Source organism: Actinoallomurus vinaceus (genome assembly GCF_039542055.1).
Lineage (GTDB): Bacteria > Actinomycetota > Actinomycetes > Streptosporangiales > Streptosporangiaceae > Actinoallomurus > Actinoallomurus vinaceus.
In genome coordinates this window covers 284,534-309,412 of record NZ_BAABHK010000009.1, presented here as the reverse complement: position 1 = coordinate 309,412, position 24,879 = coordinate 284,534, and the positions used below count along the sequence as shown (strand labels likewise).

Here is a 24,879-nt window from a genome sequence, read left to right as displayed (position 1 = left end):
ACGTGCACTCGGTCAAGGAAAGCGCCGTACGGGACAGCCCGGCCGTGCCCCAGGCCCGCCCTCAGCCGCGACGCGGCCACGGCAACGCGCATCGTACGCACCCGATGTGGTTCCTGGCGCCGGCGTTCCTCATCCTGCTGGTCTTCTTCTTCGTGCCGACCCTGTTCAACTTCATCTACGCCTTCACCGACTGGTCCAGCTTCAAGAGCGCGATCCGCCCGGTCGGCCTCGCCAACTTCCAGGACCTGATCTCCGACGGCACCCTGCTGCGCGCGCTCCGCATCACCGTCGTCTACGCGGTACTGGTGGCGATCTTCCAGAACGTGTTCGGCTTCGTGCTGGCGGTCCTGCTCGAGCGCGACACCCTGGTGAACCGCGTCGCGCGGGTCTTCTTCCTCATCCCGGTGCTGATGTCCGCCCTCGCAGTCGGCTACATCTTCCAAGCGCTGCTCAAGCCCGACGGCAGCATGAACCGGCTGCTGGGCCTGGTGCTGGCGCACCACGTCGACTATCCGTGGCTCGGGGACACGACCTGGACGATCGTCACCGTGTCGGTGATCCACGCCTGGAAGTGGATGGGCCTGTCCATGCTCATCTACCTCGCCGGTCTCAAGACCATCCCAGCGGAGATCACCGAGGCGGCGCGCATCGACGGCGCCTCCCGCTGGCGGATGTTCTGGTCGGTGCGGTTCCCGTTCCTGGCCCCCGCCGTCACCTTCAACGTCTCCACCGCGCTCCTGGGCTCGATGAACGGATTCGACATCGTTCAGGCCACCACCGGCGGCGGCCCCGCCCGTACGACGGAGATCCTCAACATCTTCATCTTCCGGACCTTCGGCCAGGGGCTGTTCGCCCAGGCCACCACGATGAGCCTCGTGCTGTTCCTCGTCGTGGCGCTCATGGCCTTCCCCGTCATCGCCATTCTGCGCAAGCGTGAGGAGATTCTGTGAACGCCGCCTCATCCCGCCGGCGCGGTGCCGGGTTCAGCGACGCGCCGATCTGGCGGCGGCTGCAGCCGTTCTGCGCCGTCGCGCTCGTCGTCGCCCTGATCGGGATTCCGCTGTGGATGGTCGTCGCGACCGCCGCAAAGTCCCAGGGCGAGGCGCTGACGCCGAACCTGTCGCCGCCGAGTCACTGGCAGCTGTTCCACAAACGGGCGGAGGTCTGGCGTCAGGGCCGGATCCCCGCGGCGTTCTTCGGCAGCCTCCTGGTCGTCGTCCCGTCGGTGGTGGCCGTCCTCGTCCTGGGATCCATGGCCGCCTGGATCCTGGCCCGCCGCGCCACACGCCTCACCGCGATGCTGTACGCCCTCGGCATCAGCGGCATCGTGCTGCCACCCGCCGTCGTCACCCTGGTCCTGCTGCTGCGGCAGCTCGGCCTGGCCGGCAGTGCCGTCGGGATGATCGGCGTCTACACGGGCATCTACCTGTCCACCGTCATCTTCTTCGTGACCGGGTTCGTCCGTACGATCCCGCCCTCCCTGGAAGAGGCCGCGCAGATCGACGGCGCGGGTCCGGTGCGGGTGTTCGTACGGGTCGTCCTTCCACTGCTGAGGCCGGTGCTCGCGACCGCCACCATCCTGATCTGCCTGTACGTGTGGAACGACGTCTTCTACGCGTTCTTCGTCATCGGCGGCCGCATCGACACACTGCCGCTCAACCTGTTCCAGGTCGCCAGCGCGGGCCTGTACCTCAACAACTGGCACCTCATCTTCGCGTACGTGATCCTGATGAGCCTCCCGCTGATCGCCGTGTTCGCCATCGCCCAGCGGAAGATCATCTCCGGAATCACCAGCGGAGCCGTGAAATAGCCCGTCGTCCTTTACACGACGGGATCAGACGGTGAGGACGAGCTTGCCCTGGAGGTGACCGCCGTCGAGCAGCCGGTGCGCGTCGGCGACGCGCTCGAACGGGAACGTCTCCTGCACGTAGACCCGGAGCCTGCCCTGTTCGACGAGTTCGACGAGACCTCGCAGGGCGACCGGATCGGGGTCGACCGCGATGCCGCTGAAGCGCATGCCGGCCGCCTCGTACTTGGCGACGAGCTCCGAATCCTCCTCGGCGACCGCCGTCACCAGGTGACCGCCTGGGCGGAGCACTTCGAGCGACCGCTCGACGGTGTCGCCGCCGATCGTGTCGAGCACGACGTCGATGTCGCGGACCGCCTCCGTGAAGTCGACCGCCGTGTAGTCGATCACCTCGTCGGCGCCGAACCCCTCGACGAACTTCCGCTTGCTCCCGCTGGCGGTCGCGATCACGTGCGCGCCGAGCGCTTTCGCGATCTGGATCGCGACATGGCCGACCCCGCCACCACCGCCGTGGACCAGGACGCGGTCGCCCTCGGTCACGCCGCCGAGGTCGACGAGGCCCTGCCACGCCGTCAGCCCGACGACCGGCAGCGCCGACGCCTCGACGTGCGAGAGCGACGCCGGCTTGCGTGCCAGGTGCAACGCCGGCGCCGACACGACCTCGGCGTACGCGCTCGCCGCCCGCGGGAACAGCGGCATCCCGAACACCTCGTCGCCGGGCCTGAACCGCCACGTCTGCGGCGCCTCCTCGACCACGCCGCTGATGTCCCAGCCGAGGATGAACGGTGGCCGGCCGATCAGCGGGAACTCGCCGGCGCGCAGGCGCGCCTCCAGCGGATTCAGCCCGATCGCCTTGACGCGGACGAGAACCTCGGTCGGGAGGGGCTGGGGCTCGGACGCGTCCACGATGGTGAGCACCTCGGGACCGCCGAGCGTCTGCTGGGTGATGACTCGCATGACTCTCCTGGCTTTGGAAGGGGGGAGAGAACCCAGGCTAGGTTTCCGATAGGAACCAGCAGGTAACCTTTGGCGCCGTGAGCGGTTTCGGTCCCGGTGATTCCTTTCTCGCCGACTGTCCGGCGCGTCTGGCGGTCGAGCTGATCGCCGACAAGTGGACGGTGGTCGTGCTCTACGGCCTCAGCAAGGGCCCGGTGCGCCATGGCGAGCTGATCGAGCTGATCGGCGGCATCTCCCGCAAGATGCTCACCCAGACGCTCCGACGGCTCCAGGCGCACGGACTCATCCGCCGCCACGCCTACGCCGAGGTGCCGCCCCGCGTCGAGTACGAGCTCACCCCGCTCGGGGCGACGCTGATCGATCCGATCCACATGCTGACCGAGTGGGCGAGGGCGAACGGCGACGCAGTGCTCGATGCACTCGACGCCGATCCCGAGCCGGTCGCCCATAGCGACTGAGGCCCCCGCCAGGGCACTGAGTATCCCCTCGGCCGCTACTCGGGATCGGCCCGGCCTCGCTCGGTCTGCAGGCTCTCGATGCGTTGGACGATATGCCACATCGGGGTGGTGGTCCTGGCCACGACCACGAGCGTCTCACCGGTCTCACCTCAGGTGCGGTGCACGAGGTCAAGCGCGTGGTCCACGGCGGACGCGACATCTCCGTCGGCGCCCGAACGCAGCCAGGTGCCGACCTTCCCGGGACCGCCGAACGCACGCAGATGAAGGTCCCGCACGGCTTCTCGGTCACCGGGCTGCTCTATCCGAAAGGCCACGCTGGGCAGCGTAGATGTGCGCTCCGTTGGTGCGCACACCATTTCACCCAGGGGTCGGGGCGAGCGGCCCACTCGCTGCGGCGGTCCGGTGCTTCGATCTGCCGGCTCCCGTGATGGGAGCTCAGAAGGTGCCGGCGTAGCGGCCGAATGCCTGGAGGAGCTGGGCCTTGCTCGGATGGCTGTCCAGTGTGGGATCGCTGTCGCTGAGCGAGACGCTGCCAGGGCAAGTGCCGTCCTCCCCGGTCAGCGTCACCTGGGAGAGCCTCCGGTGCGTACGTAGTTCGCGCAGCGTCGCCCGGTAGATGGTCTTGTCCATGGGCTTGCTCAACTGCGGGCCCGAGGGAAGCTGTCGATTGCCGTACTTGCAGCTGACGTTGTCCATCTCGCCGTCAGTGCCGACCTTCTCTAGGCACAGGACGAGCCGGACATCGGCATGCGTGGGAGCGTTCCACGAATCGGGCAGCGTCGCTCCCGCGTTGATGTAGGACTTCCCGTACTTCTCAAAGACCTCGACGCTGTGCGGGGAGGGGCCCGCGAAGGGATGGGCCGAGGTGTAAGCCACGCCGGGATTCCCACAGGCCGCCCCGAGACGGCCGTTCCCGAGGGGAATCTTGGACTCATGCCTGAGCGTGAAGTGCGGTAGGACGAGGAACCAGATGGCTGCGGCGATCACGGCGATCGCCGCGAGAGCCGCCAGACCACGGCCTGGGGTGATCCAACGAAAGCGGGCGTTGTCCGGCATGAGGAGATCATTAGCACAAGCAGCCGCCGGGAACATCGTCCGGCCCTCGCCGTCAGATCCGCGCCCATACCCACTTGCCTCCCTGGTCGGGGGTCGCCGTGCAGCCCCACGCGATCGCGAGGCTGCGTACGAGCAGGAGCCCGCGGCCGCCGTTGTGGTCAAAGTCGTCGTCTTCCAGGTCGGCGAACGGGTCCGCGTTGACCGCCGGAAACTCGGGAGCCGGATCCCAGACGGAGAGGACGCTCTCTGCGCCGACCCGCGTGATCATCACTTTGATGAGTTTTCCGGGTGCGGCCTTGACGGCATTGGTCGCGAGTTCGGAAATGATCAGCTCGGCGTCGGAACACCGATCGTGCCGGCCGAACTCACCGATGACGATCGACACCCATCGGCGAATGGCGGGAACCGTACTCTCGGTAGCCGTAAAGGACAGCGCTTGGGACATCGGAAGGTTATCCATGGCCGTGCCTGTCGTCTCCCGGCCGGGCCTTGCCGGCCGATCCTCCGTTGACCCGCCAATCGTCGTACCGCATTGTTACTCTCTGCATCAGCTTCATATCCACACGTGAGCGGGTTCCGCTTTGTGGACACCGAATGGATGCGAACAATGCCAAAACCCCCCAAAGCCCTATCGCCGGATCAGAGCCTCACCGCCTACTTCGGCTTCGAGGTACGCAAGCACCGCGAGTACGTGAAGCTGTCCCAGTCCGAGCTGGCCGACCGCCTGCACTGGGCGAAGTCCGCGGTCGGCAACCTGGAGACGGCGTTCCGCTCCCCCACGTCCGACCACGCCAAGGACCTCGACACCTTCTTCGCCACCGACCGCTTCGGCTGGCTCCACGGCCTGATCGTCCGCGAAGAACTCCCCGACTTCTTCCGCCCGTTCGCCCGCAGAGAGCCCGACGCAGCCGACATCCGCATGTTCGAGCCGCTGGTCGTCCCCGGTCTGCTCCAAATCGAGGAGTACGCCCGCGCGCTCCTCGCCACCGACCAGAGCCCGGACCAACTGGAGCAGGCCGTGTCGGCCCGCATGGAGCGACAGAAGATTCTTAATCGCAAGGAGCCTGCCCCGCCTCGCCTCTGGGTCGTCATTGACGAAGGCGTTCTCAGACGGCAGATCGGTGGTACCGAAGTCATGCGCAAGCAGATCGCCCATCTACTGACGATGACCGAGCGTCACGACGTCACAATCCAGGTCGTTCCGTCATCAGTAGGTGAGTACATTGGCCTGGAAGGCGGCTTCTCGATCCTCGGCTTCGACGATGGCGCAGACATCGCCTACGCGGAAGCGGCAGGTGGAGGGCACATGATCGAACAGCAGAAGGACGTAGCACGGACCATCACCCGTTTCGAGTTGATCCGAGCCCGAGCCGTCAGCGTCGATGAAAGCACCAGGTTGATCCGGGAGGCATTGTGAACACCCCTCGCCTACTCACGGACTGGCGCAAGAGCAGCCGCAGCGGAAGCTCGGGCGGTAACTGCGTGGAAGTCGCTATCACTCGAGTTCCGGTCAAGGCGGCGAAATGACTACCCGCTGGCGAAGAAGTAGCAGAAGCGGCCAATCCGGCGACAACTGCGTCGAGTTGGCGGTCATAGAGCGCGGCCGCATGGGTTCCCACACCGGGAAGTGACGGCGTCGCCCAGGTTACGGGCGGTCAGGGAGTGGTGGTCTGGAGCCTGGCTGCGGCTGCTTGAACCTGCTGCGGGCTGAAGCAGTCCGGATGATTGGTGACGAGCGTGTCATGCTTTTGCTGACGCAGGAGCTCGACCTCACGCACACCGACGTCCGCGCCGTCCGGCAGGGACCCGGGGTTGGGGAACGCGGGGGTCGCCAGGTGCCTCTCGTCCGCTCGGTAGGACCGGCAGGCCCGGTCATGACTCGATGATCCGCCGTTGAGGGAAATGATCAGAGAGACCACCAGGCCGAGCCCCAAAGTGAAAAGGATGTCGACGAGGACCTCCGTGCCACTCTTCTTCCTAGAGCCCGACCACATCACAGCCGCTCCCTCCTGAGGTCCCGCGATTCGACGGCACGAAGATCAGCGCGGTTCCTCACTTTGCAGCCGCCGTGGACACCTTGCCGTCGGGAGTGACGGTCTAGCGCCCGAATCGCCGAGAATCTCCCGTCAACTCTGGCTGCAAAGACGGGAGCCTGGTAGACGCGCTACGCCGGGACCAGCAGCATGCGGTGCCGGGGCCGCGCGTGCTCCCAGCAGGGGCCGGGATGACGTTGGTCAGGCACGCCGCCGCATCCTGAAAAGACTCTTTCGAAAGAGTCTTTCCAGAGCTAATGTCCCTGACATGGAGGCGTCAGAACGGAAACTCCGCGACGCAGGTGAACTGCGTTCGCTCGCTCACCCCGTACGCATGCGGCTGTGCCAGGCCCTGTACGAGCGCGGCACCGCGACCGCCACCGAACTCGCCGAGATGATCGGGGAGAGTCCGGCGAACTGCTCGTGGCATCTGCGTCAGCTCGCCAAGTACGGCTTCGTCGAGGAGGCCGGCGGCGGCAAAGGCCGACACCGTCCGTGGCGGCCGGTTCCGCGAATGCTGTCGTGGGGCGACAGTGACGAGTCCGGTGAGGTGGCCGCCGCCAGCGACGCGCTCAGCATGCAGTTCGTCGAGCAGGAGTTCGCCGGGCTGCGTGACTGGCAGGCGTGGCGGCGCACCGACCCGCCCGAATGGCAGGACGCCGCGTACTGGATGCAGAACATCGACTGGCTCACAGTGGAGGAGCTGAAAGAGCTCAACGAGGCCATAGCGGCAGTCATCTTGCGCCAAAGAAAGCGCCGGGACCCGGCCGAACGCCCTCTCGGGGCGCGCCGGATCCGGGTCTTCGCTTGGGCCGTGCCCGCCGAACCGTACGCCGAAGACTGATGCGCGCTGTCTTCCGGGTTCCCGCGTTCCGGCTGTTGTTCGCCGGCCTGGCCGCGAGCATGGCCGGCGACGCGCTGTTAGTGCTGGTGTACGCCATCTGGGTCAAGAGCCTCACCGGCTCCAACGGCGCGGCCGGTCTGGTCACCCTCTTCATCGCGGTGCCGTACGTCCTGGCGCCGCTGGGCGGCTGGCTGGTCGACCGCTTCCGGCACCGCCCCTTCCTCGTCGTCGCCAACCTCGCCTCGGCGCTGATGCTGGTCCCGCTGTTCGCCGTACGTGACGCCGCCGATCTCTGGATCATCTACACGGTCGCCGCGCTTTACGGCATCTCGTCGGTGACGGTCGCGGCCGCGCTCAGCGGTCTGCTGAAGGAACTGCTCTCCGATGACCTGCTGGCGGATGCCAACGGCACCCTGCAGACGGTCAAGGAAGGGCTCCGGCTGGGCGGCCCGCTCGCGGGCGCGGCGCTGTTCGCCGCGTTAGGCGGTGCGGCCGTTGCCGCAATCGACGCGGTCACCTTTCTGATCGCCGCAGTCGCCATCGCCCGCATGAGTCTGCACGAGGAACCGCCGGTGCCCTCAGGCCTGCATTGGCTGAGCGAACTGACCGCAGGCCTGTCCCATATCAGGACCGAAGCGGCACTGCGCCGCATGACGATCGCCACGGCCACCGGCTTCCTGGTCATCGGCGTCAATGAGTCGGCGCTGTTCGCCGTCGTCGGCCAGGGCCTGCACCGGCCGCCCGAGTTCGTCGGCGTGCTCGCCTCGGCCCAGGGCGTCGGCGCCATTGCCGGAGGGCTGTGGGCCGGCCGGCTCGCCAGAGGCGTCGGTGAGCTCGCGGCGATCGCGATCGGCATGGCAGCGATCGGACTCGGCGACGCCCTGATCGCCCTCCCGTGGCTGCCCGTCATCCTCCTGGGCAAGGTCATCGCAGGCCTGGGCCTGACCACAATGATCACCGGGTTCACCACGGTGATACAGCGGCACACGCCCAGCCCTCTGATCGGCCGAGTCTCCACCGCAGCCGAAACACTGGTCAGCGGACCGCAGGCGATCTCCATCGCGGCCGGAGCCGCTCTGGTGTCCGTCGTGGACTACCGGCTCCTGCTCGTGGTCGTCACGATAGGAATGCTCACCGCCGCTGCCTACCTGTGGCTCGCCCGTCGATTGACCGCACCGCTCCCCTCACGGGTTCGTTCGGCCAGGTTGAAGCCTGACCTGCGTCGCCCTTGATAATGACGACGTCGCCGCGGCGGCCTCGGCAAGCATCGCGCGCCGGATCCGGTTCCGTCGCTCACGACAGGCCAGGGCATCCTTGGTGTAGGCCCCCGATAGGTTCGATCACAGCCCGGTCGAGGACGGGGCCCGACACACGCGAAGGAAGCTCGCATGGCCTTCATCCACCACACCACCATGAAGCCCACCAAGCTGGAGCTGCTCGCCGAGTGGCTGCCGAAGCAGAGCTGGTATGTGGGCGGCGCGGGAACGCCGGAGCTGCGCAAGGCCGGTGGGTTTCGGTTGGACGATCCGGAGGGCGAGGTCGGGATCGAGTTCATGGTCGTGGTCGACACCAGCGCGGAGGAGCCGGTGGCGTACCTGGTGCCGATGGGCTACCGCGGTGCGGCGCTGGAAGGCGTTCCCGGCGAGGCGCTGATCGGCACCTCCGAGCACGGGGTGCTCGGCACTCGGTGGATTTACGACGGTGTCCACGACCCGGTGGTGACGGCGCAGTTGCGCGCGCTTATGCGCGGCGAGGCGGTGCCGCAGCGCCAGAGCGAGAGCGACACCCCGGACCCGACTGTGATCGTGCACGGAACCAGCCCTGTCGACGGGCTCGAGGTGCGGATCAACCGCGCCCTGCGGTCGGCGGAGGCCGCGGAGGGGACGCCCGGGTCCCTCGTCGCCGGGTGGACCTGGCCGGACGGGACGGCTGTGCGGGCCGTGTTGGCGACCGTCGCGCAGCGGTAGGTCGGGGGTCGAGAACATCCGCATGTGCGGTCCGAGCCGGTCACCGGGCTGGTCAGCTCCATCCGAAAACTTCTGCCGCGCTCGTCGCAGCACCGGCGTCCGCGTTCATCCGCGCATCGAGTGGTGCACCGGGCCGAGTCCGTCGCTGCCTGGCTGGTCGGCGCTCAGCGTTCGGGCAGAGTCGGGTGGGGAGCTGTCGGCCTGATGTCGATCATGGTGTTGGTGATGGCCCACCGTTCGTGGTCTCGCCAGGCGCCGTCGATGAACAGGAACTCCGGCGAGTCGCCCTCGTGGCGGAAGCCGACTCGCCGGATCAGCCTGATGGACGCGTGGTTGTCGGGCTGGATCTGGGCTTCGAGCCGGTGGAGCCGCAACTGCTCGAAGGCATACCGCACCACCAGGTCGAGTCCTTCGGTCATGTAGCCCTGGCCGGCGGTGGGGGCGAAGGCGGCATAGGCGAGGGCGCCGGATTGCAAGCGCCCACGGATGATGCTGTTGATGTTGACCATGCCGGCGATGACACCGGTGCTGCGCACGCAGACCAGCCACGACTCCTCGTCGGGCTTCTCGTACCGCGCGACGTACGCCTCGAACTGCTGCGGGGTGGAGGGCAGGGACATCCACGGGCGGTGCAGGTCTTCGCTGGCGCTCACCAGATCGAGGAACTCGCCCTGATCATCGCTGGCGAGCGGGCGCAGGGTCACTCTGCGGAAAACGTCCGGCCGGCTGGCCAAGAACGCCTCGATCATCTCATCGGCCTGCCGCGCGCCATGGGCTCTGTCCTTATCGATCACAGATGGCACGGTATCGGCCGCTTTCCCGGATCGCGGCGTGCCGTCGCCTATCGCGGGACGTTGAGTTCGCCGGTGGCGAGGAAGTGGTCGATCGCGACGGTGTAGACGGTGCCGTCAGTGGTGCCCTCGCGAAGATCCCACGCGCGGCAGCGTAAGGGACCGCGGGTCAGCGGGCGTCGTGGTGCTCCCGGGCGGCGGCGATGTCCGGGCCGTGCACGACCGCCCAGTCCGCGAGGGCGGACAGCGGGCCGAGGAACGTACGGCCGAGGGGTGTCAGGTCGTACTCGACCGTCGGCGGGACGGTCGGATGGACGGTCCGGCTGACCAGGCCGTCGCGTTCGAGGCCGCGGAGGGTGCGGGTCAGCATGCGCTGGCTGATGCTCTCGATCGACCGGTGCAGCTCGTTGAACTGGTACGAGCGCTTGCCGAGCAGGATCATGATCAGCACGCGATCGGGCTCCTGGCGCGGTTCAAGGGCCGGCCGGTGGAGACGTCGATCCGCCCGATCGTCGAGTGGATCGACGAGCCGCCGTCCGCTCCGCTCTCCGCGGTCGATCGGGGCAGGCCGGTCGACCCGTCGCTGCCGACTCTCGACACGAACGACGCCGAGCGCCTCGCCGTACTCACCGAGGAGCTCCTGCGCTCGCTCGGTCACGCGTAGGCCGAAAACGGTGACTGGGGCTGGCTGCTGGAGACCTCCTTCCGCGGTGGCGGTAACTTCGAGGACTTCGGCGGGCAGGAGAAGTGGTGGGGGTCGACTGGATGCGGATGCGGCCGGTGGGCGGCCTCTCCCCTGACCGCTGGACGGCGCTGGTCGAGGCCCAGGCGACCGCGTTCGCCGCCCTCGGCAACCGGCGCGAAGGGGAGTTCGACCACCTGCTCGACGGACCGCGCCCCGGCGCGGGGTCGAACGAGATCGCTCGGTATGTGGAGCTCGACAGTGGCCCGGACTGCTGCCGCCGGGTGCATTCCCTGGTCTACAGTCCCGTCCTCCCAGCGGAGTGGCGGCTGGCGGCCTTCCGCAGCTTCCTGCCCGGCGAACTCGCCGATCACCTGCGGAAGTGGCGCGCGCATCTGGACGAGGTGTGCGGTGGAGCCCATCACGGTTACCTGCGGGCCTGGTACCGCTACGACGTCACCTCGCAGTACGCGGACGCCTGGTCGCTCCTGCGCGAGCTGGCCGAGCAGGCCCGGGAACGGACGAACAGGTGGGCGCTCGACCCTGAGCTGCGAGCCGTACGGGAGGAGATCCTGACGATCCCTCCACCGGTCGTCCCGCCGGCCCCGCACTGGGGTGCGGAGGATGCTCCTGGCAAAGGTGATGACGAGCCCGTTCCGGTGGCGCTGGCGAAGGCCTGGAACTACCGGGTTCCGCGGAAACACCGGGTATGGCTCCCCGGCCCCTGGACCTTCGAGACGTACGTGCGGGCGGCAGTGGAGGATCCGTACCTGCACGACGTCCTCGACTGGATGAGCCGGGCCGTCGACGACGGCCACGGCCTGCTGCTCGATTACTAGTGTTCACCGGGGTCGGGGTCGTAGCCCGTCGAGGATGATCTGGGCGATGTGGGCTGAGCGTTCGTGGCTGGTCTCCGCGCCTGCGTGGCGGATCGCGGCGAAGGCTCCGGCGACGAGGGCCATCAGCTCTTCGACGGTGAGGTCGTGGCGCACCGCGCCGGCGGCGTGCGCGCGATCGAGCAGGTCTGTGACCCCGCGCGTGAGGTCTGCCGCGACGTCCGGGGCGGCGGTGCGCAAATCGAACTCGGCAGCCGCCAGCGCGCTTTTCACCGCTGCGTTCTCGGCGCCCGAAGCCATCATCCGGGACAGCAGTGTGAAAAGGGCTGCGGGATCGTCGGTGGTGGCGAGCGCTTTCGCCTCCTCCACCAACTGCTCGATCTGATCGGTCGCGACGGCGAGATACAGCGCTTCCTTGGTGGGGAAGTGCCGGTGGACGGTGCCGGGGCCAACGCCTGCGCGGCGGGCGATCTCGTCGAGCGAGACGCCGAGACCGTCCCTGGCGAACAGTTGCTGGGCGATCTGCAGGACTCGCTCGCGGTTGCGGCGCGCGTCGGCTCGCAGCTCTCGGTCACTCCCATGAGCTGCCGACGACTTCGTGGGAGCGCGCTCAGACGGATGGTTCGACATGTCGGCCCTAGCATAACCGGGGCGACGCCCCGTATGCTCCGACCCGTAACCGGGGCGACGCACCGGTTATGGCCCACGTCGCTCATCACGACTCGATCCACCAGCCACGAGGAGATCACACCGATGACCACACGCGACGCTGCGAACGCCGGCCTGGTGCAGCGAATGCAGGAGTGCTTCAACACCCGACAGTTCGACGGAGCAGACGAGCTGTTCACCCCCGACTTCTTCAGCCATCCGCTCGGCACCACCGGGTTTGAGGCAGGCAAGGACGCCTGGCGCAAAATCGTCGCGCGATTTCCCGACATGCGCGTCGTCGCCGAGGACGTTCTGGTCGACGGCGACAAGGTCGCCGTCCGCTCCTCCGTCGAGGGGATGACCCCGGACGGCGGCGCGCGGCCAATGCTGATCGAGATCTTCCGCGTCGACGACGGCCGGCTCGCGGAGATGTGGGGGCTCAGCGATGGGCCGCAAAGAAGTGCCCTCGAGCTGGGATAGCAGGGATGCTCGTCACCGCGTGGGCCGGCGGTTCGGAATCACCGCGACCGACGTGCGGCCTATCTCCGGTGGGCGTCAGGAGCCGGGGCGCGGCCGGTCGTGGCGCCGCGCGGGGCCGAACTCCGCTTCGAGACGGGCCAGCAGCGGGCCGAGCAGTGCGTTGAGGCGGTCCAGCTCCTCCCCGTCCAGGGCGGCCTCGAACAGGCGCCGCTCCTCGATCGTGCGTTGCGCGGTGGCGTCGCTCCAGAGGCGGCGCCCCTCCGGGGTCAGGCGGATCGGGCGGCTGCGGCCGTCGGCGGCGGGCGCCGGCTCGACGAGACCGGCTCGGGCGAGGCGGTCGATGCGCACGCTGATGGTGCCGGGGGTCAGGCCGAGGGCGTCGGCCAACTGCGTGGGCGTGCGTTCGTACGGCGGGCCGGAGCGCTGAAGGACGGACAGCGCGGCCCAGTCGCCGACGGTGACGCCCTGCCGGTCGGCGACGCGTTCGAGGACGCGCTCGAACTGCCGCGCGATCCGGCCGATCCGCTGGCGGGCGGCCTCGACGCCGGGGTCGACGCCGGGGGACATCTGCTCGATCCACTCCGCGAGCTCGGCGCCCACCGAGTCGGGCGGGAACTCGTCCTGCTCTGCGGCCACTGGACACATCCTCCGCTCTCAAACTACTTTGAGGCTCAAAATAACACCGATGACGGAGGATCGAGCATGCCTGACATGGGAAACGACGCCCGCGTGTGGTTCATCACCGGCACCAGCAGCGGCCTCGGGCGTGCGATCGCCGACGCCGTGCTCGCCCGCGGTGAGCGTGTCGTCGCCACGGCGCGGGATCCGCAGACGGTCAAGGACCTGGTCGAGCGGGCTCCGGAGCGCGTCCGCGCGGTCGCGTTGGACGTCACCGACCCGGCGCAGGTGGCGGCCGCAGTCGCCACCGCGATCGAGGAGTTCGGGCGGATCGACGTGCTGGTCAACAACGCCGGCCACGGTCTGCTCGGCGCGCTGGAGGAGCTGTCCGACGAGCAGATCAACGCGGTGCTCTCCACCAACGTGCTCGGTGTGATCGCCGTGACCCAGGCGGTGCTCCCCCACATGCGGGCCCGCAGGAGCGGGCACATCGTGCAGATGTCCTCGGTCGGCGGCGTGTGCGGCAACCCGGGCCACGCCATCTACGCGACGTCGAAGTTCGCCCTGGAAGGAATGTCCGAGGCGCTGGCCGGAGAGGTCGCTCCGCTCGGGATCCGGGTCACGATCATCGAGCCGGGGCCGTTCCGTACGGAGTTCGCGGGCCGGTCGATGCGGTTCGCCGACCCGATCGACGACTACCGGGAGACGCCGGCCGGGGCACTGCGGAAACGCTTCTCCGCCCAGGACGGCGCGCAGCCGAACGACCCGGTCAAGGCCGCCGAGGCGATCATCCGGGCCGTCGACGAGGAGGACTCGCCGCTGCGTCTGCCGCTCGGCCCTGAGGCCGTGGAGCGGATCCGGCGGAAGCTCCAGGGCCAGCTGGCCGACCTCGAACGCTGGGAGCAGGTCTCGCTGGACACCCGATACTCCCCCGCCTGACGGCCGCGAACAGCCCGGCGCGGCGGCCGCGTGCCGCGGTCGCCGCGCCGGCGGGTGGATGGGGATCAGTTCAGCGTGAGCACGGTGACCGAGTAGGCCGGGACCGTGTGCGTGAAGGTGGAGCCGAGTCCGGTGACGGTCGTGGTCTTCGGCACCACGTTGGCGGGCTGGGAGATGGTGTTGGTGTCGGTCGGGTGCGCGGAGCTGAGCACCGTCGCGGTGCCCTTCGGTCCGATGTGTCCCACGCCGCCGAGGTCGACGGCGACCGGCTGGGACGCGGAGCTCGGGTTGACCACCGTCAGGTAGATCCTGCCGCTCCGGCTGTCCTTCGTGGCGACGACGTTGATGCCGCCGACGCCGGTGTACGTCGCGCCGATCACCTGGTCGCCGTGCTTGTTCGCCAGCATTCTCTGGGCGTAGTAGCTGGGCGAACCGTAGCTGGTCAGCGCGTCGAACCCGATGAGGTTGGTCTTCCAGCGGTCGTCGTGGACGTTGACGAGCATCGGGGCGTACGCCTCCTGGATGACCAGGTCGGAGTTGCGTTCCAGGCCGGTGAGCCAGGACGCGTCGCCGATCGCGGCGTTCAGGTCCGGCGTGGGAGCGCCTTCCTGGGACGCCCACTCACCCACAAGGATCTTCGGCCCGCTGCGGGAATGGCCGTCGTACAGATTGGCGTGGGTGTTCATCCAGCCCGGGGACTGGTAGTAGTGATCGTCGAGGATGTCGGGCGTCCGTGAGGTCACGCCGGTGGTGGCGATCACCTGCATCGACGGGTACGCCTTCTTGATCGCGTCGTAGAACATCGGGAAGCGGTAGCCGTTGTAGCTGCCGGACCGGTCGAACCAGTCCTCGTTGCCGACCTCCACATAGCGGATCCTGAACGGCGCGGGGTGCCCGTCCTGCGCCCGCTTCTTGCCCCACGTGCTCGTCACGGGGCCCGTGGCGTACTCGATCTCGTCCAGGGCGTCCTGGACGTACGGCGGCAGCTGGTCCTGCGCCACGTGGCTGCCGTTGAGCGAGTAGCCCGCGTAGACCGCCAGCATCGGCTCCGCGCCGAGTTGCTCGCACCACTCCAGGTACTCCAGCAGGCCCATGCCGTCGGTGGACCAGTAGCCCCAGGCGTCGTCCGGGTGACCGGGCCGGGTCCAGACGGGTCCGATGGTCTTCTTCCAGTCGAACCGGGTGCCGATGGTGTTGCCTTCGAGGTAGTTGCCGCCCGGTTCGCGGATGAAGGCGGGCTTGAGCCCGGCGAACAGCTTCATCAGGTCCGGGCGCAGCCCGTTCTTGACGTTCTTGTACGTGGGCGGGAAGAGCGAGACGTTGTCCAGCCAGAGAGTACGACCGGCGTTGCCGCTCGTGGACACGACGAAACGGGCGTCGGCGGTCGTCGGCGCGTCCGCCCTGGTGCGCAGCGTCGCGGTGAACCGTTTCCAGTCGCCGCCCACGCCGTGGACGTCGGCGCTCGCGTAGACCTTGGCGCCGTCGGCGCTCTCGACGCCGACGGTCAGCGGGCCGGAGAACCCGGCGCTCGCCTTGGCGAAGAACGAGACCTTGTACGTCTTCCGCGGCGTGACCGGGACGCCCCAGTACCCGCCGTTGGCGACGCCCGCCCGGGCGGTGCTGGAGATGTCCACCTTGAGAGAGCGCGTCAGCGCCGTGTTCAGCGGGTTTCCGGGGTCCAGGGAGATGGCCGCGTCACCGACCGCGGACCATTCGACCGGCTTGGACGCGTCGGCCATCATCGAGCGGTTGTTGATCAGCTCCGGGTACAGGCCGCCGGTCATCGAGTGGTTGATGTCCTCGGTCATCAGACCGAAGAAGGTGGACGGCAGCGAGTGCAGCGACGTGCCGGCGTCGACGCTCAGCGTTCCGCCGATGTTGCCGGCGAGGTCCTGCACCTGGTGGAGGTTCATCGCGTAGCCGTACATCCGCACGTCGTCCACGGCCCCGTGGAGGAAGTTCGCGGCGCGGCCACCTCCGATGACCGTGTCACCGGTGGCCTTCCACGCCGACGTGTACGCGGCGGAGCCGGCCGGCAGGCCGTTGACGTAGAGCTGCAGCTTCCCGGCCGCGACGTCGTCCACGCCGACCAGGTGGTACCACTGGCCCGCCTTCGGAGCGGTGCTCGCCGTGGCGTACGCGACGGCCGCCGACGAGGAGTCCGAGGCCGGCCGGGCGAACGCGAACTTGCCGCCGTGCAGCTGCAGCTCGTACGCGCTGACCTGCGAGCCGTTCACGCTCGCGAGGTCCTGGTCGCCGGTGGTCTGGTCGAGTTTCGCCCAGGCGGAGACGGAGAACGAACCGCCGGTGTCGAGGGTGGGGCCCTGGGAGGTGACCTCGCCGTTCGCGGTGCCGTTCAGGGCGACGGCGTGCGCGCCGACCCGGCCGGCCGTCCAGGTCGCGCCCGATCCGAGCGTGCCGGTGTGGTCGTTGCCGGAGGAGTCGGCGGCGGTGGTGCCGCTGCCCTCGTCGTACGTCCAGTGCCCGGCCTCCTCGAGCGCCTCCACCTGGCCGGCGGTCAGCGCGCCCTGGTAGAACCGCACGTCGTCCACTGCCCCGTGGACGAAGTCGACCGGGTTGCCGCCGTACTTTCCGCGGCCGATGAGCGTGTGCCCGGTGGCCTTCCACGCCGAGGTGAAGCCGGCGTCGGTGCCCTCGTCACCGTCGACGTAGATCTTCAGCTTGCCGGACGCAGCGTCGTCCACGCCGACGAGGTGGTACCACGTGCCGGCCGCCGGCGCGACGCCCGAGTCCGCGCGGACCTCGGTCGAGTTCGAGTCGTCGGCGGTCCGGCGGGTGAAGGAGAACCCACCGGACGCGCCGCTCAGCTGGAGGTAGAAGCCGCTGATCTGGCCACCGTCGACGCTGACCGCGGTCTGGTAGCCGGAGGTGGAGTCGAGCTTCACCCAGGCGGAGACGGTGAAGCTCTGCGAGGTGTCCACCACCGGCTCGGGGATGTCCACCGCGCCGTTGCCGGTGCCGTTGAACTGGACCGCGTGGGGGCCGATCTGCCCGGCGGCCCAGGTCGCACCCGACCCGAGCGTGCCGGTGTGGTCGTTGCCGGAGGAGTCGGCGGCGGTGGTGCCGCTGCCCTCGTCCAGGGTCCAGTGGCCGGCCAGGGCGGGGCCGTCGGCGGCCGCCACGCCTGTCGTCGTCAGCACGCCGGCGAGCAACGCCGAACATGCCGTGACCACGAGCGCGGCGCGGGTACGTGCTCTACCGGCCGGCCATCGCCGGCCGTTGGGTTTCGAGGTGAACATGGCGCCTTCCGGTTTCTGGGGGATCCGTGGGCTCCGTACTTCAAGGTCGGGACGTCATCGGGCGCCGGAACGGCTCGATACCGCAAAGGGCATGAACGTGGTCCTCTCGGATGAGACCGCTAACAAGAGTCGGGGGTCGCAGTCGTGAGGTCCGCGCCGGAGCCTCGGCTGCCCGGCGGAGGCCTGCAGTCGGGTGGGCGTCGCAGCCTCGGGTAACCGGGTCGATCGGAGGTGTGTCAAGCAAGTTACGGGCATGTGCCCGGTATTGTTAGCGCTCACAATCTTGGGTGTCAACGGATGGCCTGGGCCACGTTTTCGTGATATCCGGCAGCCCCGGACGGCCCGGACGCGCGTTGTCCGGCGCCTTGACCGGCTATGTTGTGGGCGCGAACATGAAGCGCACCGGAGTTGAACCCGAGGAGGGATCCTGTCATCGCCCGTGGATGACGTCCCGCTGCGCCGTCCCACCATGGAGGATGTCGCGCGGGCGGTCGGGGTGTCCCATCAGACCGTGTCGCGTGTCCTGCGCGGCCACCCGAACGTACGGGACAGCACCCGCGCGGAGGTCCTCCAGGCGATCAAGGACCTCGGTTATCGCCGCAACTCCTCGGCCCGCGCGCTGGCCACCAGCCGCACCCACACCCTCGGCGTGGTCGCCGTCAACACCGCCCTGTTCGGCCCGGCCAGCACCCTCGCCGGCATCGAGGAGGCCGCCCGCACCGAAGGGTTCCTGACCTCGACCGTGAACCTCCGCCGGCTGAGCCGCGAGTCCCTCACCCAGGCGCTGGAGCACCTGGGCGAGTGGGGCGTCGAGGGCGCGGTCGTCATCACCCCGCAGCGTCAGGCGGTCGTCGCGCTGTCGACGATGCAACGGCCCTTCCCCATCGTGACCGTGGAGGGAGGGCACGACCTCGACATCCCCGGCGTCTCGGTGAACCAGCACCTGGGCGCACGGCTGATCACTGAGCACCTGCTCGCCGCCGGTCACCGCACCGTCTGGCACGTCGCCGGCCCGCAGGACTGGATCGAGGCGGAGTCGCGCACGGCCGGATGGCGTGCGGCCCTGGAGGACGCGGGGGCCGAGCCCCCGCCTCCGCTGCTCGGCGACTGGAGCCCGCTGTCCGGCTACCGGGCCGGGCAGCAGCTCGCCGGGGAGGTGGTCGGCGCCGCGGGACGGGCCGCCGCCCTGACGGCCGTGTTCGTCGCCAACGACCAGATGGCCCTCGGGGTGTTGCGCGCCTTCCGCGAGGCGGGCGTTCGCGTGCCGGACGACGTGGCCGTCGCCGGATTCGACGACATCCCCGAGGCCGAGTACTTCGCGCCGCCCCTGACGACGGTCCGCCAGGACTTCGAAACGGTCGGCAAGGCCAGCATCCGGCTGCTCCTCGACCGGATCGAGGGCAACAGCCCCGGCGAGCGGCACCTGGTCATCGACCCTCACCTGATCGTCCGCAGCAGCACCGCGACGCCCCGTTCCTAGGGCGCGAGGCGGGCGGCGAAGCCGCCGATGAGGGACTCTAGGGCGTAGGTGAAGCGGGCCTTTCCGACTGCAGGCCTCATGACCTCCGCGGTCGCAAGCGGCTATGCCGTGTAGCGTTTCTCATCGAGCCTGAACCTCCGCAATGTTGAGATCCCTTCCTACGTGGGCGGATGTCCTGCTCGGAGAGCGACGCACCCAGATGCGTTTCCGTTGTCGGCGCTTGACCGTTTGGTGCGCGTGTGTGTCAGCGGAGTCCCGACACGCACGCACCTGTCAACCCAGCTTTTTCAGCCTGACAGCCTGCTTGAGGAAGACGACGCCGTCGATCACGTCGAGCTGGGCCGGGTCCAGCGGGAAATAGGCGAAATCGCGGGAGATGCGCGGGGCCGGCTTCGTGATGGCCTCGGCCAGGCGGTGGGCGTCGACGAGAGAGTGGTCCCACGGGAGCGTGGACAGGATGCCCTCGACGGTGTCCGGGGGCGGGGTGTCGTCGCCGGCCGTGCCGAAGGCCGAGGCCAGGAAGGCGTACCGGTCGCCCAACTGCGTCGCGGTGATCGCTCCCGCGCTCCACCACTCCAGCTGCTGGTCGCCGAACGGCATGAAGGTCTTGTTCCGCTGCAGGTGGAGGTTGCTGGCGAAGACCAGGGCCGGGCCGTGCTCGGCGACGGCACGCAGGTTGGCGGCCATCATCGCGTCCCGCAGGGCCGACAGCCGGGTCCACCGTGCCGGGGACGCGTCGGCCATCCAGTAGTGGTAGCGGAGCAGGCCGGTGGCGGTGCGCCCGTACAGTGCCGCCCGCTCCCTGTCCTCCGCGCTCAGCCGCGGCGCCTGCGTGTCGAGCAGCGCCACCAGGTCGTCGGCGATCAGTCGCAGCCGCTGGGCGTCGGCGGACTGGCCGATCGACTGGGACGGATCCATGGCCGTGGCCTCGTTCGACCACCGGTCGTCCGGGCCCAGCAGCGTGTCGAGGGTCTCCCTGGTACAGGGCAGCGGGCCGTCGAGGAGGGCGTAGAGGGCGGTGAGCGCCTGGCGCGGGCTCGCCGCCCAATACTCCAGAGGGCCGTCGAACCCGAAGAACCGGAGCTTTTCGTCATGCTCCTCGTTGTACGCCCGCATCCAGCGTACGAGCTCGCGGTTGGCCGGTGACGCGCCGAAGCCGTGGCTGAAGCCGCGTTCCATGACGTCATCGAGCGTGCCCGCGCCCGTCGTGATGTAGTCGTCGACCACGAGGCCCATGAGGCAGTCGCTCTCGATGGCGAACGACCGGTAGCCCTCGTGCTCGACCAGATGCCGGAAGATCTCGTTGCGCAAGTCGCCCAGCTCCCCCACGAAGTGCCTGGCCTCGCCCAGGCCGAGCAGCAGGGGCTTGGCGGGAAGCGACCGGAGGAACGCCGAGATGCCCGTGCCATCGAGCGGCCGGGCCGTGTCCTTGATATCCATGCCTTAAACGGTATCGTTGAACACTCGGTGTAAACTTTTCTCTGAAAACCCCCCTCTCATCGCGATGGACCTTCAATCGGTGATGCATCCATGAGGCCAGTGGACCTGGCGCGCGAGCACGGCCTGTCCACCCAGGCGATCAGGAACTACGAGGACGCCGGCATCCTGCCCGCCGCCGAACGCACCGTCCACGGCTACCGCACCTACGCGCCGCTGCACGCGCAAGCCCTGCGCGCGTTCCTCGCCCTCGTGCCCGGGCACGGTCACCAGGCGGCCACGTCGATCATGCAGGCGGTCAACCGGGGTGCCACCGAGGACGCGCTGCGGCTCATCGACGAGAGCCACGGCCAACTCCTCGACGACCGTCGCACCCTCCAGGCCGTCGAAGCCGCGCTCCGCGATCTGGCGCCCGTGCCGCAGGAGCGCGGCGACACGTTCATCGGCCCCCTGGCCAGGAGGCTCGGCCTCCGCCCTGCCACCCTGCGCAAATGGGAGAACGCCGGGCTGGTCCGGCCGCGCCGCGATCCGCAGACGGGCTACCGGATCTACAGCGCGGCCGACGTACGGGACGTCCGGCTGGCCCACCAGCTCAGGCGGGGCGGCTACCTGCTGGAGCAGATCGCCCCGCTGATCGCTCAGGTCCGCTCCGCCGGAGGCGTCGCCCCGCTGGAGTCGACCCTGCGCGACTGGCAGGCCCGCCTGTCCGCCCGGAGCCGCGCCATGCTCCAGGGCGCCGCCGACCTGGACACGTACCTCCGCGCCCGCGAACCCTGAGGCCGAGCCACGTCCACCACAGGAAACGCCATGGCCACGGTGTTCCGTAACGGTCGTGGATCGACGGGCCGTCAGACCTCGCCCGCACGCAGGCCCCGGCGGAGCGCGTCGAGCTTGTCGGCGATCATCCGCCGGGTCACGGCGGCCTCTCCGACGAGCGAGCTGCCATGGAACGTGCCGGGATAGTGATGCACCTCGATGCCATCGGCCCCCCTGAGGCGCTTCCGGCGGTCAATGCCCACAGGCCCCGACCTGACCCGTGAGCGACACGGAGCCGTCCCCCTCAGCCGCGGAGGTACGTGAGGACGGCGAGGACGCGGCGGTGGTCGTCGGGGGCGGGCGGCAGGTCGAGCTTCATGAGGATCGAGCCGACGTGCTTGACGACGGCGGCCTCACTGATCACGAGCCGCCGGGCGATCGCGCTGTTGGAGCGGCCCTCGGCCATCAGCTCCAGCACCTGGCGCTCCCGGTCGGTGAGGCGCCCCAGGCGTGAGCCGTCGCGGCCCGACAGGAGCCGCCGCACCACCTCGGGGTCGATCACGGTGCCCCCGCCGGCGACCCGCTCCAGGCCGTCGAGGAACTCGGCGACGTCCCCGACGCGGTCCTTCAGCAGGTACCCGACGCCGCCGCCGGTCTGCAGGAGGTCGGCGGCGTAGGACTGCTCGACGTACTGCGACAGCACGAGCACCGGCAGCCCCGGATGCGCGCGCCGCAGCTCCAGCGCGGCACGCAGGCCCTCGTCGCGGTAGCCCGGCGGCATGCGCACGTCGGTGACGACGACGTCCGGCCGGTCGTCGGCGACCGCGGCGACCAGCGCGGGCGCGTCGGCGACCGCCACGGTCTCGTGGCCGAACCGGCCGAGGATCTGGATGAGGCCCTCGCGCAGCAGCACCGAGTCCTCGGCGAGCACTATCCGCATGGGATCTCCACGCGAATGATCGTAGGACCGCCCGGCGGGCTGGACAGCCGGACCGACCCGTCGTAGACGGCGACCCGGTCGGCGAGCCCCTGCAGGCCGGTGCCCCGAGCCGGATCGGCGCCGCCCGTACCGTCGTCACGGATCTCGACGACGAGCAGCCGGCCGAGCGCACGGGCGAACACGCGGGCGCTCGCGGCCCCGCTGTGCTTGGCGACGTTGGCCAGCGCCTCGGCGATCACGAAGTACGCGGCGGACTCGATCGGTTCGGGCGGTCGCGCGGGCAGGTCGACGTCCACGTCGACCGGTAGGAGGGAACGCTCGGCCAGGGCGCGTACGGCGGCCTCCAGGCCCCGGTCGGTGAGGATCGACGGGTGGATGCCGCGTACGAGGTCGCGCAGCTCGGCGAGGGCGGCCCGCGCCTCGTCCTGAGCCTTGGCGATCAGATCGCGGTCTCCGTCGAGCCGGGCCAGCCCCAGCGTCATGATCAGCCCGGTCAGCCGCTGCTGTGCCCCGTCGTGCAGGTCGCGTTCGATGCGCCGCCGCTCGGCCTCGAACGCGTCGGCCATCCGGGCCCGGGACGCCGTCACCGCGACGAGCCGCTCCCCCAGCTCGGTGTCCCGGGAGGGCACGAGCAGGAGGCGGGCGAGCGCGGCGCGGGCACCCGCCAGCAGCGTCATCAGGTACACGCCCACGACCATCACCGCGAGTCCGACCGGGACGAGCGTCCACGCCTCGCCGGGCGTGTCGACGGTGGCGGCCGAGCCGTACTGGATCCGGTCGCCGCCGCCCACCCAGGCCGGCGCGCCGACCTGGATGACACCGCCGACGACGAACACGAAGACGACGACGCCGTCGACCGCCGACAGGACCGCGTGCAGCAGCGCGTAGCCGAGCTCGCGCCACGTCGCGGCCTCGCGCAGCCGGAACCGGATCCGGGAGCCGCGCCGGGCCCGCGGCGGCTCTCGATGCGGTGAGGGAGCCGGGCGCGGGTCGAGCCAGCGCAACCGCCGGCGCTCGACCGCCGCCAGCGCCACGGCGAGGAGCGGGACGCAGGCGAGCAGGCCGACACCCGCGACGACCGGGGTCAGCAGCGCGCCGAAGAACAGCAGCGCCGCGGTGAGGGCGAGCCACAGCAGCCCGATCGGGACGCCGGTGACCAGGTAGGCGAACGCCCGCCACGGCCACGAGGAGCACAGGAACCGCAGCGGGTTCCGGGCCAGCGCCCGCCAGACGGTCATCCGCGCGGCCAGCGCTCGAACGTCGCTCACGGGGCGACCGTACGCGACGGCAGCGCGCGCAGGCGTTCGCAGAAGCGGTCCCGGCTCCACACGGCCGACGCCCGAGCGCAGTCCCGCACGACCGGGAGCGGCGGCCCGACGTCGAACCGGTCCCCATGCGGATCACGCGACGTGTGGACGACGACCTCGTCGGGCGGAAAGCGGCGCGCCAACTCGCACACGCACGTCTCGATGCCGCCCCGGCATGGCGGGAAGCCATTGGTCACAATCAGGCAGCGAGGCACGGCGTGACCCCTTCTGGTGCGCGTTCCGGGCTGATGAGCGCCACGTGCCCCGGCATCCGGGACCAGGCGGCCAGGACCGCCGGGTAGAGGAGGTAGCCCCAGCGGGTGGCGGGGAGCAGGCAGACCGCCAGGGCGAGGCCGAGCGCCGCCCGGCGCGCCGCCGCCCGGACGTCCGGGGGCGGGCGGAGCACCAGCGAGACGCCGACGGCCACGGCCGCGAGGACGAGCAGCGTCACCGCCGCCGCGTGCCCGGCCGGGCCGAGACCGGCCAGCAGATGCCCCGGCAGGGGGCTGGCGGCGGGCGACGTCGCGGGCGTGAGTCCCATGGGGAACAGCACGACGTTGGTCGCGAATCCGGACGGGTCCAGCGCGGCGGGCACCCCCACCCCGGCGGTGAGGACGGCGGTCGCGGCGATGACGTACCGTCGCGCCTGCCCTCGCGCTCGCAGCAGGAAGAAGACCGTGATGAGAACCGGCGACGCGGTCAGCTTGAGCGTGCCGGCGGCACCCAGCACGAGCCCTGCCGTGCCGGGCCGGTGACGGGCCAGCGCGAGCCCCAGGCAGGCGCACCCCAGGACGGGCAGGTCGTCGCCGCCGACCGCGACCGGCAGTGCGACCAGCGGAGAGGCAAGGATGACGACCAGCGGGGAGCCGAGGACGACGGCCGGCATCCCCGCGCGACCGACCCGGCGCGGCCCCCCGTGGGACCGGCTCACCACCGTGCCGGCGGCGATCGCGGCGGCGAACACGCCCGTGAACAGGATCCGCGGATCGAGCCCGGTCAGCCCGAACACCGCCATGCCCGGCAGGTAGGGGTCGTAGGAGGTGTACGCCGCGTCGGCCGGCGGGCGCGGGTACGGCGTGCCGTGGCGCAGGAGCGCGGCGCCCGACCGCGCCACCACGGAGACCTCCTCCTGGGCCCGGCTCGTGGCGAGGAGCACCATGAGCGGGATCAGCGCCGCGCCCGTGAACGCGCACACCCTTCCCGCGGTCCGGCTCGTGCCGGCGACGAGCGCGGCTCCCGCGTATCCGGCGGCCGCGACCGTTCCCCAGACGCGATGCGCGGCCGGTCCCGCCAGCACGGCGAACAGGCCCGCGAACCCGGCGAACACCGCGTACCAGAGTGGTTCGGGCACGGATTCCCACGCTGGCGGGCGGTGCGCGGCCGCCGCCGTGCGGCCGGCGGAGACGGTGGTCGTCATGCGGTGCTCCTGCGTCGGGGGCGGGGTCCATGTCAGCCAACCGGCGGCGAGCTCGCGGATCACTACGGCCGGACGCCGAGATGCGGTAGACCCGGCCGGGTAGGGGCAGCCCTACTCCGGCTCTCCGGATCGCGCCAATGTGCCTCCGGCCCGTACGCGCTTGGGT

Annotated in this window: 31 protein-coding genes; 15 read left to right on the top strand and 16 right to left on the bottom strand. The window is 69.8% G+C overall.

Annotated features, from left to right (window positions below):
• The first annotated feature begins 2 nt into the window (after nt 1-2).
• Together ABEA24_RS30365 and ABEA24_RS30360 are read left to right on the top strand one after the other, a co-directional pair.
• On the top strand, nt 3-950 hold the full coding sequence (locus tag ABEA24_RS30365; RefSeq protein WP_345434593.1) for a carbohydrate ABC transporter permease: 948 nt from the start codon (nt 3-5) through the stop codon (nt 948-950).
• Nucleotides 947-1,810: a carbohydrate ABC transporter permease gene (locus tag ABEA24_RS30360; RefSeq protein WP_345434592.1), complete on the top strand. Its 864-nt coding sequence runs from the start codon at nt 947-949 to the stop codon at nt 1,808-1,810. Before ABEA24_RS30365 ends, ABEA24_RS30360 begins: the two co-directional genes overlap by 4 nt.
• Before the next feature lie 24 nt (nt 1,811-1,834).
• Here the strand turns inward: ABEA24_RS30360 and ABEA24_RS30355 are convergent, their stop codons facing one another.
• A complete protein-coding gene (locus ABEA24_RS30355) occupies nt 1,835-2,764 on the bottom strand; it encodes an NADP-dependent oxidoreductase (RefSeq protein WP_345434591.1) in 930 nt (309 codons plus the stop codon).
• Nucleotides 2,765-2,841: 77 nt separating this feature from the next.
• Between ABEA24_RS30355 and ABEA24_RS30350 the strand changes: the two genes are divergently transcribed.
• Nucleotides 2,842-3,222 carry a winged helix-turn-helix transcriptional regulator gene (locus ABEA24_RS30350; protein WP_345434590.1) on the top strand — a complete coding sequence of 127 codons (381 nt, stop codon included), beginning with the start codon at nt 2,842-2,844 and terminating at the stop codon, nt 3,220-3,222.
• Between the two features lie 149 nt (nt 3,223-3,371).
• On the opposite strand, the gene ABEA24_RS30345 is transcribed toward ABEA24_RS30350, so the two are convergent.
• From ABEA24_RS30345 to ABEA24_RS30335, 3 genes are all read right to left on the bottom strand, one after another.
• Nucleotides 3,372-3,536 (bottom strand): hypothetical protein, encoded by a 165-nt coding sequence (locus ABEA24_RS30345; protein ID WP_345434589.1) that lies wholly within the window; start codon nt 3,534-3,536, stop codon nt 3,372-3,374.
• Nucleotides 3,537-3,657: 121 nt separating this feature from the next.
• Nucleotides 3,658-4,278, bottom strand: coding sequence for a hypothetical protein (locus ABEA24_RS30340; RefSeq protein WP_345434588.1), 621 nt, complete (start codon nt 4,276-4,278; stop codon nt 3,658-3,660).
• Nucleotides 4,279-4,330: 52 nt separating this feature from the next.
• Nucleotides 4,331-4,723 carry an ATP-binding protein gene (locus ABEA24_RS30335; protein WP_345434587.1) on the bottom strand — a complete coding sequence of 131 codons (393 nt, stop codon included), beginning with the start codon at nt 4,721-4,723 and terminating at the stop codon, nt 4,331-4,333.
• A 120-nt stretch (nt 4,724-4,843) separates the two neighbouring features.
• Here ABEA24_RS30335 and ABEA24_RS30330 point away from each other — a divergent pair, with 120 nt between their 5' ends.
• The 3 genes from ABEA24_RS30330 to ABEA24_RS53735 are packed head-to-tail and all read left to right on the top strand — an operon-like array spanning nt 4,844 to nt 5,909.
• A complete protein-coding gene (locus ABEA24_RS30330) occupies nt 4,844-5,695 on the top strand; it encodes a helix-turn-helix domain-containing protein (RefSeq protein WP_345434586.1) in 852 nt (283 codons plus the stop codon).
• Nucleotides 5,692-5,805: a DUF397 domain-containing protein gene (locus tag ABEA24_RS30325; RefSeq protein ID WP_345434585.1), complete on the top strand. Its 114-nt coding sequence runs from the start codon at nt 5,692-5,694 to the stop codon at nt 5,803-5,805. Before ABEA24_RS30330 ends, ABEA24_RS30325 begins: the two co-directional genes overlap by 4 nt.
• On the top strand, nt 5,802-5,909 hold the full coding sequence (locus ABEA24_RS53735; RefSeq protein WP_425551249.1) for a DUF397 domain-containing protein: 108 nt from the start codon (nt 5,802-5,804) through the stop codon (nt 5,907-5,909). The genes ABEA24_RS30325 and ABEA24_RS53735 overlap by 4 nt, the downstream gene beginning before the upstream one ends.
• Before the next feature lie 24 nt (nt 5,910-5,933).
• On the opposite strand, the gene ABEA24_RS30320 is transcribed toward ABEA24_RS53735, so the two are convergent.
• On the bottom strand, nt 5,934-6,272 hold the full coding sequence (locus tag ABEA24_RS30320) for a hypothetical protein (protein ID WP_345434584.1): 339 nt from the start codon (nt 6,270-6,272) through the stop codon (nt 5,934-5,936).
• A gap of 307 nt (nt 6,273-6,579) precedes the next feature.
• On the opposite strand from ABEA24_RS30320, the gene ABEA24_RS30315 reads away from it, so the two are divergent.
• From ABEA24_RS30315 to ABEA24_RS30305, 3 genes are all read left to right on the top strand, one after another.
• Complete coding sequence (locus ABEA24_RS30315) at nt 6,580-7,155, top strand: winged helix-turn-helix domain-containing protein (RefSeq protein WP_345434583.1); 576 nt, start codon at nt 6,580-6,582, stop codon at nt 7,153-7,155.
• Nucleotides 7,155-8,387, top strand: a complete 1,233-nt coding sequence (locus tag ABEA24_RS30310; protein WP_345434582.1) for an MFS transporter — start codon at nt 7,155-7,157, stop codon at nt 8,385-8,387. Before ABEA24_RS30315 ends, ABEA24_RS30310 begins: the two co-directional genes overlap by 1 nt.
• 156 nt (nt 8,388-8,543) lie before the next feature.
• A complete protein-coding gene (locus tag ABEA24_RS30305; protein WP_345434581.1) occupies nt 8,544-9,122 on the top strand; it encodes a maltokinase N-terminal cap-like domain-containing protein in 579 nt (192 codons plus the stop codon).
• Nucleotides 9,123-9,286: 164 nt separating this feature from the next.
• Here ABEA24_RS30305 and ABEA24_RS30300 read toward each other — a convergent pair whose 3' ends face one another.
• Nucleotides 9,287-9,916 (bottom strand): GNAT family N-acetyltransferase, encoded by a 630-nt coding sequence (locus ABEA24_RS30300; RefSeq protein ID WP_345434580.1) that lies wholly within the window; start codon nt 9,914-9,916, stop codon nt 9,287-9,289.
• A gap of 166 nt (nt 9,917-10,082) precedes the next feature.
• The gene (locus ABEA24_RS30295; RefSeq protein ID WP_345434811.1) at nt 10,083-10,355 is read right to left on the bottom strand and encodes a winged helix-turn-helix transcriptional regulator; all 273 of its coding nucleotides are present in this window, start codon (nt 10,353-10,355) and stop codon (nt 10,083-10,085) included.
• Between the two features lie 45 nt (nt 10,356-10,400).
• On the opposite strand from ABEA24_RS30295, the gene ABEA24_RS30290 reads away from it, so the two are divergent.
• Both ABEA24_RS30290 and ABEA24_RS30285 read left to right on the top strand, forming a co-directional pair.
• Nucleotides 10,401-10,577, top strand: coding sequence for a hypothetical protein (locus ABEA24_RS30290; protein WP_345434579.1), 177 nt, complete (start codon nt 10,401-10,403; stop codon nt 10,575-10,577).
• Nucleotides 10,578-10,663: 86 nt separating this feature from the next.
• Nucleotides 10,664-11,434: a hypothetical protein gene (locus ABEA24_RS30285; protein WP_345434578.1), complete on the top strand. Its 771-nt coding sequence runs from the start codon at nt 10,664-10,666 to the stop codon at nt 11,432-11,434.
• 3 nt (nt 11,435-11,437) lie between these two features.
• On the opposite strand, the gene ABEA24_RS30280 is transcribed toward ABEA24_RS30285, so the two are convergent.
• Nucleotides 11,438-12,061: a TetR/AcrR family transcriptional regulator gene (locus ABEA24_RS30280; RefSeq protein ID WP_345434577.1), complete on the bottom strand. Its 624-nt coding sequence runs from the start codon at nt 12,059-12,061 to the stop codon at nt 11,438-11,440.
• 123 nt (nt 12,062-12,184) lie between these two features.
• Between ABEA24_RS30280 and ABEA24_RS30275 the strand changes: the two genes are divergently transcribed.
• A complete protein-coding gene (locus tag ABEA24_RS30275) occupies nt 12,185-12,559 on the top strand; it encodes an ester cyclase (protein WP_345434576.1) in 375 nt (124 codons plus the stop codon).
• A gap of 75 nt (nt 12,560-12,634) precedes the next feature.
• On the opposite strand, the gene ABEA24_RS30270 is transcribed toward ABEA24_RS30275, so the two are convergent.
• Nucleotides 12,635-13,195, bottom strand: a complete 561-nt coding sequence (locus ABEA24_RS30270) for a MarR family winged helix-turn-helix transcriptional regulator (protein WP_345434575.1) — start codon at nt 13,193-13,195, stop codon at nt 12,635-12,637.
• A gap of 66 nt (nt 13,196-13,261) precedes the next feature.
• Here ABEA24_RS30270 and ABEA24_RS30265 point away from each other — a divergent pair, with 66 nt between their 5' ends.
• Nucleotides 13,262-14,116 carry an SDR family oxidoreductase gene (locus ABEA24_RS30265; RefSeq protein WP_345434574.1) on the top strand — a complete coding sequence of 285 codons (855 nt, stop codon included), beginning with the start codon at nt 13,262-13,264 and terminating at the stop codon, nt 14,114-14,116.
• A 65-nt stretch (nt 14,117-14,181) separates the two neighbouring features.
• Here the strand turns inward: ABEA24_RS30265 and ABEA24_RS30260 are convergent, their stop codons facing one another.
• Nucleotides 14,182-17,376 carry a LamG-like jellyroll fold domain-containing protein gene (locus ABEA24_RS30260; RefSeq protein ID WP_345434573.1) on the bottom strand — a complete coding sequence of 1,065 codons (3,195 nt, stop codon included), beginning with the start codon at nt 17,374-17,376 and terminating at the stop codon, nt 14,182-14,184.
• A gap of 439 nt (nt 17,377-17,815) precedes the next feature.
• Here ABEA24_RS30260 and ABEA24_RS30255 point away from each other — a divergent pair, with 439 nt between their 5' ends.
• Nucleotides 17,816-18,856: a LacI family DNA-binding transcriptional regulator gene (locus ABEA24_RS30255; RefSeq protein WP_345434572.1), complete on the top strand. Its 1,041-nt coding sequence runs from the start codon at nt 17,816-17,818 to the stop codon at nt 18,854-18,856.
• A 273-nt stretch (nt 18,857-19,129) separates the two neighbouring features.
• Here ABEA24_RS30255 and ABEA24_RS30250 read toward each other — a convergent pair whose 3' ends face one another.
• Nucleotides 19,130-20,296 carry an erythromycin esterase family protein gene (locus tag ABEA24_RS30250; RefSeq protein ID WP_345434571.1) on the bottom strand — a complete coding sequence of 389 codons (1,167 nt, stop codon included), beginning with the start codon at nt 20,294-20,296 and terminating at the stop codon, nt 19,130-19,132.
• A 90-nt stretch (nt 20,297-20,386) separates the two neighbouring features.
• On the opposite strand from ABEA24_RS30250, the gene ABEA24_RS30245 reads away from it, so the two are divergent.
• On the top strand, nt 20,387-21,070 hold the full coding sequence (locus tag ABEA24_RS30245) for a TioE family transcriptional regulator (RefSeq protein ID WP_345434569.1): 684 nt from the start codon (nt 20,387-20,389) through the stop codon (nt 21,068-21,070).
• 71 nt (nt 21,071-21,141) lie between these two features.
• On the opposite strand, the gene ABEA24_RS30240 is transcribed toward ABEA24_RS30245, so the two are convergent.
• The 5 genes from ABEA24_RS30240 to ABEA24_RS30220 are packed head-to-tail and all read right to left on the bottom strand — an operon-like array spanning nt 21,142 to nt 24,713.
• On the bottom strand, nt 21,142-21,312 hold the full coding sequence (locus ABEA24_RS30240) for a hypothetical protein (protein ID WP_345434568.1): 171 nt from the start codon (nt 21,310-21,312) through the stop codon (nt 21,142-21,144).
• A gap of 41 nt (nt 21,313-21,353) precedes the next feature.
• Complete coding sequence (locus ABEA24_RS30235) at nt 21,354-21,989, bottom strand: response regulator transcription factor (RefSeq protein WP_345434567.1); 636 nt, start codon at nt 21,987-21,989, stop codon at nt 21,354-21,356.
• On the bottom strand, nt 21,980-23,257 hold the full coding sequence (locus ABEA24_RS30230; protein ID WP_345434566.1) for a sensor histidine kinase: 1,278 nt from the start codon (nt 23,255-23,257) through the stop codon (nt 21,980-21,982). Before ABEA24_RS30230 ends, ABEA24_RS30235 begins: the two co-directional genes overlap by 10 nt.
• Entirely contained in the window at nt 23,254-23,448 is a 195-nt protein-coding gene (locus tag ABEA24_RS30225) for a hypothetical protein (RefSeq protein WP_345434565.1), read from the bottom strand. The genes ABEA24_RS30230 and ABEA24_RS30225 overlap by 4 nt, the downstream gene beginning before the upstream one ends.
• 47 nt (nt 23,449-23,495) lie before the next feature.
• On the bottom strand, nt 23,496-24,713 hold the full coding sequence (locus tag ABEA24_RS30220) for a glycosyltransferase 87 family protein (RefSeq protein ID WP_345434564.1): 1,218 nt from the start codon (nt 24,711-24,713) through the stop codon (nt 23,496-23,498).
• Nucleotides 24,714-24,879 lie beyond the last annotated feature (166 nt).

Coding starts and splice junctions, on each gene's coding strand:
- ABEA24_RS30355 (WP_345434591.1), bottom strand. CDS start 2,764: ATGCGAGTCATCACCCAGCAGACGCTCGGCGGTCCCGAGGTGCTCACC.
- ABEA24_RS30340 (WP_345434588.1), bottom strand. CDS start 4,278: ATGCCGGACAACGCCCGCTTTCGTTGGATCACCCCAGGCCGTGGTCTG.
- ABEA24_RS30335 (WP_345434587.1), bottom strand. CDS start 4,723: ATGTCCCAAGCGCTGTCCTTTACGGCTACCGAGAGTACGGTTCCCGCC.
- ABEA24_RS53735 (WP_425551249.1), top strand. CDS start 5,802: ATGACTACCCGCTGGCGAAGAAGTAGCAGAAGCGGCCAATCCGGCGAC.
- ABEA24_RS30320 (WP_345434584.1), bottom strand. CDS start 6,272: ATGTGGTCGGGCTCTAGGAAGAAGAGTGGCACGGAGGTCCTCGTCGAC.
- ABEA24_RS30315 (WP_345434583.1), top strand. CDS start 6,580: ATGGAGGCGTCAGAACGGAAACTCCGCGACGCAGGTGAACTGCGTTCG.
- ABEA24_RS30310 (WP_345434582.1), top strand. CDS start 7,155: ATGCGCGCTGTCTTCCGGGTTCCCGCGTTCCGGCTGTTGTTCGCCGGC.
- ABEA24_RS30305 (WP_345434581.1), top strand. CDS start 8,544: ATGGCCTTCATCCACCACACCACCATGAAGCCCACCAAGCTGGAGCTG.
- ABEA24_RS30295 (WP_345434811.1), bottom strand. CDS start 10,355: ATGATCCTGCTCGGCAAGCGCTCGTACCAGTTCAACGAGCTGCACCGG.
- ABEA24_RS30280 (WP_345434577.1), bottom strand. CDS start 12,061: ATGTCGAACCATCCGTCTGAGCGCGCTCCCACGAAGTCGTCGGCAGCT.
- ABEA24_RS30275 (WP_345434576.1), top strand. CDS start 12,185: ATGACCACACGCGACGCTGCGAACGCCGGCCTGGTGCAGCGAATGCAG.
- ABEA24_RS30265 (WP_345434574.1), top strand. CDS start 13,262: ATGCCTGACATGGGAAACGACGCCCGCGTGTGGTTCATCACCGGCACC.
- ABEA24_RS30260 (WP_345434573.1), bottom strand. CDS start 17,376: ATGTTCACCTCGAAACCCAACGGCCGGCGATGGCCGGCCGGTAGAGCA.
- ABEA24_RS30250 (WP_345434571.1), bottom strand. CDS start 20,296: ATGGATATCAAGGACACGGCCCGGCCGCTCGATGGCACGGGCATCTCG.
- ABEA24_RS30245 (WP_345434569.1), top strand. CDS start 20,387: ATGAGGCCAGTGGACCTGGCGCGCGAGCACGGCCTGTCCACCCAGGCG.
- ABEA24_RS30235 (WP_345434567.1), bottom strand. CDS start 21,989: ATGCGGATAGTGCTCGCCGAGGACTCGGTGCTGCTGCGCGAGGGCCTC.
- ABEA24_RS30220 (WP_345434564.1), bottom strand. CDS start 24,713: ATGACGACCACCGTCTCCGCCGGCCGCACGGCGGCGGCCGCGCACCGC.